The 13,281-nt window shown below is 45.2% G+C and carries 13 protein-coding genes; all 13 read left to right on the top strand.

Annotated features, from left to right (window positions below; translation table 11 throughout):
* Nucleotides 1-166: 166 nt before the first annotated feature.
* The 13 genes from purE to ASE42_RS14160 all read left to right on the top strand — a co-directional run bounded on the left by purE (nt 167) and on the right by ASE42_RS14160 (nt 13,275).
* Complete coding sequence (gene purE / locus ASE42_RS14100) at nt 167-655, top strand: 5-(carboxyamino)imidazole ribonucleotide mutase (protein ID WP_024424506.1); 489 nt, start codon at nt 167-169, stop codon at nt 653-655.
* Complete coding sequence (gene purK / locus ASE42_RS14105; protein ID WP_056767523.1) at nt 648-1,790, top strand: 5-(carboxyamino)imidazole ribonucleotide synthase; 1,143 nt, start codon at nt 648-650, stop codon at nt 1,788-1,790. Before purE ends, purK begins: the two co-directional genes overlap by 8 nt.
* Entirely contained in the window at nt 1,787-3,082 is a 1,296-nt protein-coding gene (purB, locus tag ASE42_RS14110) for an adenylosuccinate lyase (protein ID WP_008355754.1), read from the top strand. The genes purK and purB overlap by 4 nt, the downstream gene beginning before the upstream one ends.
* 72 nt (nt 3,083-3,154) lie before the next feature.
* Nucleotides 3,155-3,877 (top strand): phosphoribosylaminoimidazolesuccinocarboxamide synthase, encoded by a 723-nt coding sequence (purC, locus tag ASE42_RS14115; RefSeq protein WP_056767528.1) that lies wholly within the window; start codon nt 3,155-3,157, stop codon nt 3,875-3,877.
* Nucleotides 3,870-4,124 (top strand): phosphoribosylformylglycinamidine synthase subunit PurS, encoded by a 255-nt coding sequence (gene purS, locus ASE42_RS14120; protein WP_003214349.1) that lies wholly within the window; start codon nt 3,870-3,872, stop codon nt 4,122-4,124. The genes purC and purS overlap by 8 nt, the downstream gene beginning before the upstream one ends.
* Nucleotides 4,121-4,804 carry a phosphoribosylformylglycinamidine synthase subunit PurQ gene (gene purQ, locus ASE42_RS14125; protein WP_024424510.1) on the top strand — a complete coding sequence of 228 codons (684 nt, stop codon included), beginning with the start codon at nt 4,121-4,123 and terminating at the stop codon, nt 4,802-4,804. The genes purS and purQ overlap by 4 nt, the downstream gene beginning before the upstream one ends.
* Nucleotides 4,788-7,019, top strand: a complete 2,232-nt coding sequence (gene purL / locus ASE42_RS14130) for a phosphoribosylformylglycinamidine synthase subunit PurL (protein ID WP_025092621.1) — start codon at nt 4,788-4,790, stop codon at nt 7,017-7,019. Before purQ ends, purL begins: the two co-directional genes overlap by 17 nt.
* On the top strand, nt 6,995-8,425 hold the full coding sequence (gene purF, locus ASE42_RS14135; protein WP_024424615.1) for an amidophosphoribosyltransferase: 1,431 nt from the start codon (nt 6,995-6,997) through the stop codon (nt 8,423-8,425). The genes purL and purF overlap by 25 nt, the downstream gene beginning before the upstream one ends.
* A 96-nt stretch (nt 8,426-8,521) precedes the next feature.
* Nucleotides 8,522-9,562, top strand: a complete 1,041-nt coding sequence (purM, locus tag ASE42_RS14140; protein ID WP_024424511.1) for a phosphoribosylformylglycinamidine cyclo-ligase — start codon at nt 8,522-8,524, stop codon at nt 9,560-9,562.
* Nucleotides 9,559-10,128, top strand: a complete 570-nt coding sequence (gene purN, locus ASE42_RS14145) for a phosphoribosylglycinamide formyltransferase (RefSeq protein WP_041108687.1) — start codon at nt 9,559-9,561, stop codon at nt 10,126-10,128. Before purM ends, purN begins: the two co-directional genes overlap by 4 nt.
* 15 nt (nt 10,129-10,143) lie before the next feature.
* A complete protein-coding gene (purH, locus tag ASE42_RS14150; RefSeq protein WP_056767531.1) occupies nt 10,144-11,682 on the top strand; it encodes a bifunctional phosphoribosylaminoimidazolecarboxamide formyltransferase/IMP cyclohydrolase in 1,539 nt (512 codons plus the stop codon).
* A gap of 12 nt (nt 11,683-11,694) precedes the next feature.
* Nucleotides 11,695-12,969, top strand: a complete 1,275-nt coding sequence (gene purD / locus ASE42_RS14155; RefSeq protein WP_025092625.1) for a phosphoribosylamine--glycine ligase — start codon at nt 11,695-11,697, stop codon at nt 12,967-12,969.
* A gap of 111 nt (nt 12,970-13,080) precedes the next feature.
* Entirely contained in the window at nt 13,081-13,275 is a 195-nt protein-coding gene (locus ASE42_RS14160; RefSeq protein WP_024424515.1) for a hypothetical protein, read from the top strand.
* The last annotated feature ends 6 nt before the right edge of the window (nt 13,276-13,281 follow it).

The raw sequence follows: 13,281 nt of genomic DNA on the forward strand, positions 1-13,281 counted from the left end.
CATGGCGTTTCAAAAGCGAACAGCGCTTACCATGGCCCGGTTTGTGTTGCTTCCTAACAATGCAATGCAAATCGGGCCTTTTTGTTCGGCGTTTGACAAGCTGTTTAGGTTTGGGAAGCGTGTCAAACGATACAAAATCGAATAACAGCTTAAAGGTGGGGACAAAATGAAGCCGCTTGTAGGTGTCATCATGGGAAGTACATCTGATTGGGAAACAATGAAAAATGCGTGCGACATCTTAGAGGAATTAAACATTCCGTATGAAAAACAGGTAGTATCCGCACACCGGACACCTGACTTGATGTTTGAATATGCGACTGAAGCAAGAGGTAAAGGACTAAAGGTCATCATTGCCGGTGCTGGAGGCGCAGCACATTTACCGGGGATGGTCGCAGCAAAAACGACACTGCCGGTCATTGGTGTGCCTGTACAATCAAAGGCACTAAACGGGCTGGATTCCTTATTATCCATCGTTCAAATGCCAGGCGGTGTACCAGTTGCTACAGTAGCCATTGGCAAAGCCGGTGCAACAAATGCAGGCCTTCTTGCCGCACAAATGATTTCAGCATTTGATGAAAAGGTCGCAGCTCGCCTTGAAGAAAGAAGAGAACAGACAAAACAGACTGTACTAGAAAGCAGTGATCAGCTTGGCTAAGCAGACCATTTTTCCAAACGCAACCATCGGGATCATTGGCGGCGGACAGCTTGGCAGATACATGGCTGTCAGCGCAAAGCAAATGGGGTACCGGGCAGCAGTTCTAGACCCAGTTGCACAATCTCCTTGCGGACAGGTTGCCGATAAAGAAATCACAGCCGCATATAGTGACCTTGAAGCGATTCGAAAGCTGGCAGACATCAGCGATGTGGTGACTTATGAGTTTGAAAATATTGATTATGATGCACTCAATCAGCTGAAGGAAGAAGCCTATTTACCACAAGGAAGCGACCTTCTCCTTTTAACTCAAAATCGTGAGACCGAGAAAAAAGGAATTGTAGACGCAGGTTGTGAAGTAGCGCCTTACCGCATCATTCATGATGAAAAAGAGCTGGAAGACGCAGTGGACGTGCTCGGTTTGCCAGCCGTGCTGAAAACATGCAGAGGCGGCTACGACGGAAAAGGACAGTATGTCATTAAAGAAAAAGGACAGCTTCAGGAAGCAGCTGCACTGCTCACACATGGAACTTGTATTTTAGAAAGCTGGGTTCCATTCCAAATGGAGCTATCAGTGATCGTCACTCGTTCTGTTCATGGAGAGATTGCAGTATTCCCAGTCGCTGAGAACATTCATAAGCATAATATTTTGTTCCAAAGCATTGTGCCTGCAAGGGTAGAGAGCCGCATTCAGGAGAAGGCGAAAGAACTGGCAACAACACTGGCTGAAAAGCTGGGGCTGGTTGGTACTCTTGCTGTAGAACTGTTCCTGACAAATGACGGAAAGCTGCTCGTCAATGAACTGGCACCACGCCCGCATAATTCTGGTCATTATACACTCGATTTATGTGAGACAAGTCAGTTTGAACAGCACGTCCGCGCTATATGTGGTTTGCCGCTTGGCGGTACAGCCCTTTTATCAGAGGGAATGATGGTGAATTTATTAGGCGATGAAGTGGACATTCCAAAAGAGCATCCTGAGCTTCTCAAAGAAGCGAAGCTTTATCTATATGGAAAGCATGAAGTAAAAGCCGGCCGCAAAATGGGGCATATGACGTTTATGAAACAGCTCGATGATGAGTGGATGACAAACATCACAAAGATATGGACTGAAAGAGATGGAGGAAACGGGAAATGATCGAACGTTACGCACGACCAGAAATGTCAGCAATCTGGACAGAAGAAAACAAATTTAATGCATGGCTTGAAGTAGAAATTCTCGCTTGTGAAGCTTGGGCAGAGCTTGGCGTCATTCCGAAAGAAGACGTTGTGACAATGCGCAAAAATGCAAGCTTTGATATTGGACGTATTTTAGAGATTGAACAAGACACGCGCCACGACGTGGTTGCCTTTACGCGTGCTGTCTCTGAATCTCTAGGAGAAGAAAGAAAGTGGGTTCATTACGGATTAACATCGACAGACGTAGTGGATACGGCGCTTTCATATCTATTAAAACAGGCGAACGATATCTTGCTCAAGGACATTGAGAGATTTGTTGACATACTAAAAGAAAAAGCAAAAGAGCACAAATATACCGTCATGATGGGCCGTACACACGGTGTACACGCTGAACCGACAACATTTGGCCTGAAGCTTGCTCTTTGGTACGAAGAAATGAAGCGTAACCTAGAACGTTTTAAACAAGCAAAAGCTGGCATTGAATATGGCAAAATCTCTGGAGCTGTTGGCACATATGCGAACATCGACCCGTTTGTTGAGCAATATGTATGTGAGAAGCTTGGCATCAAAGCTGCACCAATTTCAACCCAAACCTTGCAGCGTGACCGCCATGCAGATTACATGGCTACTCTTGCTTTAGTCGCAACGAGCATTGAGAAATTTGCTGTTGAAATTCGTGGTCTTCAAAAGAGTGAAACACGTGAAGTAGAAGAGTTCTTTGCCAAAGGACAAAAAGGGTCATCAGCGATGCCGCATAAGCGTAACCCAATCGGCTCTGAAAATATGACGGGAATTGCCCGCGTGATCCGTGGATATATGCTGACAGCTTATGAAAATGTACCGCTTTGGCATGAGCGTGATATTTCTCATTCATCTGCTGAGCGCATCATTTTACCAGATGCAACGATTGCACTGAACTATATGCTCAACCGTTTCTCAAACATCGTGAAAAACTTAACGGTTTTCCCTGAAAATATGAAACGCAACATGGACCGCACACTTGGCTTAATTTACTCACAGCGCGTTCTTCTTGCATTAATCGATACAGGCATGGCACGTGAAGAGGCATATGACACAGTTCAGCCAAAGGCAATGGAAGCGTGGGAGAAACAAGTGCCGTTCCGTTCATTAGTAGAAGCAGAAGAAAAAATCACGTCACGCTTAACACCGGAACAAATCGCTGACTGCTTCGATTACAACTATCATTTGAAAAATGTCGATATGATTTTCGAACGTCTAGGTCTTGCGTAAGAAATGGGCCGCCTGCTCGCCAGGCACCCAATCCTGAAAATTGCCAACATTCAAATTAGGAGGCCAACCTGAATGACTGTGAAACAAGAACTTCTCTACGAAGGCAAAGCGAAAAGAATCTATCAGACCGATGACGAGCATATTTTATATGTCGAATATAAAGACTCAGCTACAGCATTTAACGGCGAAAAGAAAGCCGAAATCGAAGGCAAAGGCAGATTGAACAATGAAATTTCGAGCTTAATCTTTCAAATGCTGCATGAGAAAGGAATCAACAATCACTTTGTGAAACGCCTTTCTGAAACAGAGCAGCTCATTCAAAAGGTGCAGATTGTTCCGCTTGAAGTGGTTGTACGAAATGTAGTGGCAGGCAGTATGTCAAAACGCCTCGGCATTCCAGAGGGAACAAAACTGGACACACCTTTGATTGAGTTTTACTACAAAGATGATGCGCTCGGCGATCCGCTCATTACAGAAGATCATATCCGCATTTTAGATGCAGCGACACCAGAGCAGGTCGAGGAAATGAAACAGATCACAAGACAAGTGAATGAAGAGTTAAAACAAATCTTCTCAGACTGCCATGTGAATTTAATTGATTTCAAGCTTGAATTCGGAATAGATCACGAGAATCGTATTTTGCTAGCTGATGAGATTTCACCTGATACGTGCAGGCTTTGGGACAAAGATACAAACGAAAGGCTTGATAAAGACGTGTTCAGACGAAACCTGGGCGGCTTAACGAATGCATACGAAGAAATTTTCAAAAGACTTGGAGGCCATAAACATGTATAAAGTGAAAATTTTTGTCAGCTTAAAAGAGAGCGTTCTTGATCCACAAGGAAGTGCCGTGCAGCACGCTTTGCACAGCATGTCTTATCAGGAAGTAAAGGATGTCCGTATCGGAAAATACATGGAGCTTGTCATTGAAAAATCAGATCGTGATTTAGACACAGTCGTCAAAGAAATGTGCGAAAAATTACTTGCCAACACGGTGATTGAAGATTACCGCTATGAGGTGGAGGAGGTTGTCGCACAGTGAAGTTTGCAGTGATCGTCTTGCCTGGCTCTAACTGTGATATCGACATGTACCATGCGATTCAAGATGAGTTAGGTGAACAAGTTGAATATGTATGGCACGACGAAACGAGTCTTGACGGATTTGACGGTGTACTCGTACCAGGCGGTTTCTCTTATGGGGATTACTTAAGATGTGGTGCGATCGCCCGCTTCTCAAACATCATGCCGGCGGTGAAAAAAGCAGCTGAGGAAGGAAAACCTGTTCTTGGTGTTTGTAACGGGTTCCAAATTCTTCAGGAGCTTGGCATTCTTCCGGGTGCGATGAGACGAAATAAAGACTTGAAGTTTATCTGTCGCCCAGTTGAACTCATTGTAGAAAACAACGAAACGCAATTTACAAGCGGTTATCAAAAAGGCGAATCCATTACGATTCCTGTAGCGCACGGTGAAGGCAACTTCTACTGTGATGAAGACACTTTAGCGAAGCTCATTGAACGCGGCCAAATCGCTTTCACCTATGGAGACGATATTAACGGCAGTGTGAATCGTATTGCAGGTGTAACGAATGAAGAGGGCAATGTACTCGGCATGATGCCGCACCCTGAGCGCGCGGTTGATTCATTACTAGGCAGCGCAGACGGACTTAAATTGTTTCAATCTATCGTGAAAAATTGGAGGGACACTCATGTCACTACTGCTTGAACCAAGTCACAAGCAAATTAAAGAAGAGAAATTGTATCAGCAAATGGGATTGAGTGATGAAGAATTCGCTTTAATCGAATCCATTATTGGCAGGCTGCCAAACTACACAGAAACGGGCATTTTTTCTGTCATGTGGTCAGAGCATTGCAGTTATAAAAACTCAAAGCCTGTTTTAAGCAAATTCCCGACAAAAGGAGAGCACGTCCTTCAAGGTCCTGGGGAAGGCGCTGGAATCGTTGATATTGGAGACAACCAAGCGGTTGTATTTAAAATCGAATCACATAACCATCCATCTGCGATTGAACCGTATCAAGGAGCGGCGACAGGTGTCGGCGGAATTATCCGTGATGTATTCTCCATGGGTGCGCGTCCAATTGCTGTATTAAACTCTCTTCGTTTTGGTGAACTGACTTCACCGCGCGTGAAGTACTTGTTTGAAGAAGTAGTGGCAGGGATCGCAGGCTATGGAAACTGTATCGGAATTCCAACAGTCGGCGGAGAGGTTCATTTCGATCAAAGCTATGAAGGCAACCCGCTCGTAAATGCAATGTGTGTTGGATTAATCAACCATGAAGACATCAAAAAAGGGCAGGCAAAAGGTGTCGGCAACACGGTCATGTACGTTGGTGCCAAAACGGGACGTGACGGAATTCACGGTGCAACATTTGCATCTGAGGAATTTTCTGATGAATCAGAAGAAAAACGCTCAGCAGTTCAAGTCGGTGATCCATTCATGGAAAAACTGCTGCTTGAAGCGTGCCTTGAAGTCATCAAAAACGATGCACTCGTTGGAATTCAGGATATGGGAGCGGCTGGCTTAACAAGCTCAAGTGCGGAAATGGCGAGTAAAGCAGGTTCTGGTATCGAGATGAATCTAGACCTTATCCCGCAGCGTGAAACAGGCATGTCAGCATACGAAATGATGCTGTCTGAATCTCAAGAGAGAATGCTTCTGGTCATTGAAAAAGGCCGTGAACAAGAAATCATTGATATTTTTGAAAAATACGATCTTGAAGCGGTATCAGTCGGACATGTGACAGACGATAAAATGCTTCGTTTACTTCATCAAGGTGAAGTAGTATGTGAGCTTCCTGTTGATGCCCTTGCAGAAGAAGCGCCGGTTTATCACAAGCCGTCAAGTGAGCCTGCATACTATCGTGAGTTTTTAGAAACAAAAGTTGAAGCACCTGCTATCACAGATGCAGCCGAAACGTTAAAGCAGCTTCTCCAGCAGCCGACAATTGCAAGTAAAGAATGGGTTTATGACCAATATGACTACATGGTTCGGACAAATACAGTCGTTGCACCAGGCTCTGATGCGGGCGTTTTAAGAATCCGTGGAACGAAAAAAGCCCTTGCGATGACAACCGATTGTAACGCACGTTATCTCTACCTTGATCCAGAGGTCGGCGGGAAAATCGCAGTCGCAGAAGCAGCACGTAACATTGTGTGCTCAGGCGCTCGTCCGCTTGCAGTAACAGATAACCTGAACTTCGGTAACCCAGAAAAACCAGAAATTTTCTGGCAAATTGAAAAATCTGCTGACGGTATTAGTGAAGCGTGCCGCAAGCTAAGCACACCAGTTATCGGTGGTAACGTCTCTTTATATAACGAATCAAATGGAACAGCCATTTACCCAACACCAGTTATTGGGATGGTTGGTTTGGTGGAAGATACAGCTCATATTACGACGCAGTCATTCCAGCAGGCTGGCGATGTGATTTTCGTCATTGGTGAGACGAAGGAAGAATTCGCAGGCAGTGAGCTTCAAAAGATGACAGAAGGCCGTATTTACGGAAAAGCACCAGAAATTGATTTGGATGTAGAGCTCACTCGTCAGGAAGCCCTTCTTGCTGCGATTCAAAACGGACTTGTTCAATCAGCTCACGATGTGTCTGAAGGCGGTCTTGGTGTTGCACTTGCTGAAAGTACATTTGGAACAGACGGTCTTGGCGCTCATATCCAAATTGATCTAAACAGCGAAGCTTCATTATTCAGTGAAACACAGTCACGTTTTGTCGTCACAGTGAAACCAGAGCACCGCGAAGCGTTTGCTGCGGCTGTCAAAGATGCGAAAGAAGTTGGAACGGTCACAAATGATGGGGTATTCACTGTCAAAAATCAAGAAGGACAACAATGGATTCATGCAGCGGTCAACGAGCTTGAACGCGCATGGAAAGGAGCGATCCCATGCTTGCTGAAATCAGAGGCTTAAACGAAGAGTGTGGCGTCTTTGGGGTTTGGGGACACGAAGAAGCCCCGCAAATCACATATTACGGATTGCATAGCCTTCAGCACCGAGGACAAGAGGGTGCGGGAATCATTGCAACAGATGGTGAAAACCTGACGGCACATAAAGGCCTTGGACTGATTACGGAAGTCTTTCAAAACGGTGAGCTAAAGGATTTGAAAGGAAAAGGTGCGATCGGACACGTTCGGTATGCGACAGCAGGCGGAGGCGGCTTTGAAAATGTGCAGCCCCTCTTCTTCCGCTCGCAAAACAACGGCAGTCTTGCCCTTGCTCATAATGGGAACTTAGTGAATGCAACGCAATTAAAGCAGCAGCTAGAGAACCAGGGGAGTATATTCCAAACATCTTCTGACACTGAGGTGCTCGCTCATTTAATTAAGCGCAGCGGCTATGTTGAATTGAAAGAGCAGATCAAAAATGCCCTGTCCATGCTTAAAGGCGCATATGCTTTCTTAATTATGACGGAAACAGAAATGATTGTGGCTCTTGATCCGAACGGCTTACGTCCGCTTTCACTTGGTATGCTTGGGGACGCATATGTTGTTGCTTCTGAAACATGTGCATTTGATGTTGTCGGTGCCACGTATTTACGAGATGTGGAGCCTGGAGAAATGCTGATCATTAATGATGAAGGCCTGAAATCTGAACGCTTCTCCATGAACATTAACCGAAGCATGTGCAGCATGGAATACATTTATTTCTCAAGACCTGACAGCAATATCAATGGCATCAACGTGCATAGTGCGAGAAAGAACCTTGGCAAAAAGCTTGCCGAGGAAGCGCATGTCGAAGCAGATGTCGTGACAGGTGTACCAGATTCGAGTATTTCTGCAGCGATTGGATATGCCGAAGCAACAGGTATTCCATATGAGCTCGGTTTAATTAAAAACCGTTATGTCGGACGGACCTTTATCCAGCCGTCTCAAGCATTGCGTGAGCAGGGCGTGCGCATGAAGCTGTCTGCTGTGCGCGGGGTCGTCGAAGGAAAACGTGTCGTGATGGTCGATGATTCCATCGTACGCGGAACTACGAGCCGCCGTATTGTGACGATGCTAAGAGAAGCGGGTGCGACGGAAGTCCATGTACGCATTAGTTCACCGCCTATCGCACATCCATGTTTTTATGGAATTGATACGTCCACACATGAAGAGCTGATTGCTTCTTCTCATTCAGTGGAAGAAATTAGACAGGAAATCGGTGCAGACTCCATTGCATTTTTATCCGTAGACGGTTTAATGGACGGGATTGGCAGGAAGTATGATGATCCGCAGCGCGGTCAATGTTTAGCATGCTTTACTGGGAAATATCCGACTGAAATTTATGAAGATACTGTTCTTCCGCATGTGAAGGAAACAGCACTGACGAAATAATCGAATAAAGGAGCAGCAGTCAAGATGATTTGATATGCTGCTCTTTCATTCTGCTGAAAATAAATGGAAGAGAAGCAGCTAAAAGGAGTGAATGGGATGTCAGAAGCATATAAAAACGCCGGTGTCGACATCGAAGCAGGATACGAAGCCGTCAAACGAATGAAAACACACGTGGAACGTACAAAAAGAGCAGGCGTCATGGGTGCTCTAGGCGGATTTGGCGGTATGTTTGATTTATCTGAGCTGCCATACAAAAAGCCCGTTCTTGTCTCAGGAACAGATGGTGTCGGAACAAAATTAAAGCTTGCCTTTTTAATGGATCAACACGATACGATCGGTGTTGATGCCGTGGCAATGTGTGTGAACGATGTGCTGGCACAAGGGGCAGAGCCGCTCTTTTTCTTAGATTACTTAGCAGTTGGTAAAGCAGATCCGATAAAAATTGAATCAATCGTCAAAGGTGTGGCTGACGGCTGTGAGCAGTCTGGTTCAGCGCTTGTCGGCGGAGAAACAGCAGAGATGCCGGGTCTTTACACAGAAGATGAATATGATATTGCTGGTTTTTCAGTAGGCGTCGTTGAAAAGGATGAAATTGTGACAGGAGAGAGCATCAAAGAGGGGCACTTGCTTATTGGACTCAGCTCAAGCGGAATTCATAGCAATGGGTACTCTCTTGTTCGTAAAGTATTGCTGGAAGACGCTGGTCTGGATCTGCATCAAACGTATGAACCTTTTACAAGACCGCTTGGAGAAGAGCTTCTTGAACCGACCAAAATTTATGTGAAGCCTGTTCTTAAACAAGTGAAAGCCGGCAAGATTGACGGCATGGCACATGTGACAGGCGGCGGCTTTATTGAAAATTTACCGCGTATGCTGCCTGAAGGGCTTGGCGTTGAGATTGATAACGGCTCATGGCCAGTACCGCCAATTTTCTCCTTTATTCAAGAAAAAGGACAGTTAAAGGCAGAAGAAATGTTCAACGTGTTTAATATGGGCATTGGTTTTGTCTTAGCGGTAAAAGAAGATGACCTTGTCGAAGTGATCAGAGGACTTGAAGAAGACGGAGAGAAAGCATTTCTCATCGGCCGTGTTCAAAAAGGAGAAGGTGTCACATTCGGCGGTGGAAGCCTCTCATGAAGAAGTTTGCGATCTTCGCCTCTGGAAGCGGGACGAATTTTCAAGCCATTATGGATACATTAAAAAAAGAACAGTGGCAGGCAGAGGCCGCCATTGTGATTTGTGATAAACCGGGTGCAAAGGTGCTGGAGCGTGCTGAGAAAGAGGGCATTCCCTCCTTTGCCTTTACCCCGAAGGCTTTTCCGAATAAAGCCGCTTTTGAACAAACGATCATTGAACAGCTTAGGCTGCATGAAGTGGAATGGATTTTCCTTGCTGGGTATATGAGACTGATTGGTCCAACATTACTTGAAGCATTCAGAGGGAAAATTGTCAATATCCACCCGTCCTTGCTGCCAGCCTTCCCAGGGCTGGATGCCATTGGACAAGCCTATCAAGCAGGCGTCAAAGTGGCGGGTATCACCGTCCATTTTGTCGATGAAGGCATGGATACAGGTCCGATCATTGACCAAGCGTCGATTTACATCGAACAAGGGGAAGAGCTTGAATCGATTGAAAAAAGAATGCATGAACTAGAACACACACTATATCCAAAAGTGATCAAATCACTTTTAGAATTATCTTAATGAGGTGACGAAGGCATGACGATCAAACGCGCATTAATCAGTGTTTCCGATAAAACGAATCTTGTACCTTTTGTGAAAGAATTAACAGAACTTGGCGTTGAAGTGATTTCAACTGGAGGTACACATAAGCTTCTTCAAGAGAACGGCATTGATGTCATTGGAATTTCAGAAGTCACTGGATTCCCTGAAATCATGGACGGACGACTCAAAACACTTCACCCGAACATTCATGGCGGGCTTTTAGCAGTGAGAGAAAACGATGAGCATATGGCACAGATTGAGAAGCATGGCATTCAGCCGATTGATCTTGTTGTCGTGAATCTCTATCCATTCAAAGAGACGATCTCAAAAGACGATGTGACGTATGAAGAAGCGATTGAAAACATTGATATTGGCGGACCGGGAATGCTTCGTGCAGCATCAAAAAACCACCAAGACGTCACAGTGATTGTCGATCCTCGTGACTATGATACAGTCATCCAGCAAATCAAAGAAGGCGGCGTGTCACTCGAGAAAAAACGTGAGCTCGCTGCAAAGGTATTCCGTCATACGGCTGCTTACGATGCTCTGATTGCGGATTACTTAACAAACTTTGTGGGCGAAACAGAGCCAGAACAGTTCACTGTCACGTTTGAGAAAAAACAATCCCTTCGTTATGGAGAAAACCCGCACCAAGCGGCGACTTTCTATGAAAATGCTCTTCCAGCCAAAGGTTCTTTGGCTACTGCAAAGCAATTACATGGAAAAGAACTTTCCTACAACAATATCAAAGATGCAGATGCCGCTCTTCAAATTGTACGTGAATTCACGGAGCCAGCAGCTGTTGCTGTGAAGCATATGAACCCGTGCGGCGTTGGTACAGGAGAAACGATTGCAGAAGCATTTGACCGAGCATTCAAAGCAGATGAGACGTCTATTTTTGGCGGCATTGTGGCACTTAACCGTGAAGTAGACAAACAAACGGCTGAGGTGCTGCATACGATTTTCTTAGAAATTGTCATCGCCCCATCGTTCAGCCAAGAAGCACTTGACGTGTTAACAGCGAAAAAGAATCTTCGTCTATTAACATTAGATGTAGAAGCAGATCTTGGGAAAAAAGAAAAACAGCTGACAAGTGTTCATGGCGGACTGCTTGTTCAGCATATTGACACGTACGGCTTAGAGGAAGCAACGATTTCTATTCCAACGAAAAGAGAACCAACAGAAGACGAATGGAAAGACTTAAAGCTTGCTTGGAAAGTAGTCAAGCATGTGAAATCAAATGCTATTGTCCTTGCGAAAGATCAAATGACAGCAGGAATCGGTGCTGGTCAAATGAACCGCGTGGGCTCAGCTAACATTGCAATTGAGCAAGCTGGTGAAAAGGCAAAAGGAAGCGCACTAGGCTCTGATGCATTCTTCCCAATGGGCGATACAGTGGAAGCTGCTGCAAAGGCAGGCGTCACAGCGATCATTCAGCCAGGCGGATCTATTCGTGATGAAGAATCGATTCAAAAAGCAGATGAATACGGCATCGCCATGGTCTTCACTGGCGTTAGACATTTCAAACATTAAGGGGATGACAGTGTGAACGTATTAATTATCGGCAGAGGCGGAAGAGAGCATACCATCGCATGGAAAGTGAATCAAAGTGAACTTGTCAGCCAAGTATTTGTCGCACCCGGCAATGATGGAATGACAGATGCTGCGAAGCTTGTACCAATCGACGAAGGCGATCATGAGGCGTTAATTCGTTTTGCAAAAGAAAACGAAATCGGCTTAACCATTGTCGGTCCAGAGGTCCCTTTAATCGCAGGTATCGTTGATGCATTTGAAGAAGCAGGTCTAAAAGTATTTGGACCGAATGCAAAAGCTGCGGTCATTGAAGGCTCAAAGGAATTTGCAAAAGACTTAATGAAGAACTACGATATCCCAACAGCCGCTTACGCTGCTTTTACATCGTTTGAAGAAGCAAAAGCATATGTAGAAGAAAAGGGTGCGCCGATTGTCATTAAAGCAGACGGGCTTGCCGCAGGAAAAGGCGTCACAGTGGCCATGACGCTGGAAGAGGCCGTCGATTGTCTGCATGATTTCTTAGAGGATGAAAAGTTTGGCGATGCAAGTGCATCTGTTGTCATCGAAGAATTTTTAACAGGCGAAGAATTTTCACTCATGGCCTTTGTCAACGGAGAAAAGGTGTACCCGATGGTGATTGCGCAGGATCACAAACGGGCCTTTGAAGATGACAAAGGGCCGAACACTGGCGGAATGGGCGCTTATTCACCAGTTCCGCAAATTTCAGATGAAGTGGTTCAGAAAGCCGTGGAAGATGTTGTGAAACCGGCAGCTCGCGCGATGGTGCAGGAAGGGCGTCCATTTACAGGCATTTTATATGCAGGTTTAATGCTGACACCAGAAGGCTCAAAGGTGATTGAATTTAATGCACGCTTTGGCGACCCTGAAACGCAGGTGGTTCTCCCTCGTCTTGAATCAGATTTAGTCCAAGTATTCCTCGATATTCTTGATGGAAAAGATGTGGACTTACAGTGGAAAGACACTGCGGCTGTCAGTGTGGTTCTTGCATCAGAAGGATACCCAGAAGACTATGCAAAAGGCACACCGATCGGTGCCTTGCAAACGACTGTCTCTGATGTCGTGACCTTCCATGCAGGAACAAAAAAAGAAAACGATCAATTCGTCACAAATGGCGGACGTGTAGCGAATGTGACCGCATTTGACGACACATTTGAAGCGGCAAGATCAAGAGTGTATGAAGCGGTTGAAGAAATCATACAGCCAGGTCTATTTTATCGCCGTGACATCGGTGCCCGTGCACTGAAGGCTGCGGGGAAAAACGTTTAATCAAAACACCTTTCTATCTGATGAGATGGAAAGGTGTTTTTTGTTCATGAGAAGGGATGCCGGCGGAATATGAAGAAGTAGTATGGGATGACGAGTTTATGAGGAGGCAGCATGGTCATTCAAGGAATTATTCTATTTGCAATCGTGTTACTTATTTTATTTATACTGTTCTCAAATCTCATCATGTATGAAGCGAGAAAGCAAAACAAAGCCAAAAAAGGCTCAGCCATTCGGTATATGATCATGTCGATTTTTTCTGGTATCGTCATTGTTTCATTTTCCATTTGGATTTTTTTTATTAGCTGATTTATA

Origin of the sequence: Bacillus sp. Root920 (genome assembly GCF_001429445.1) — a bacterium.
GTDB classification, from domain to species: domain Bacteria; phylum Bacillota; class Bacilli; order Bacillales; family Bacillaceae; genus Bacillus; species Bacillus safensis.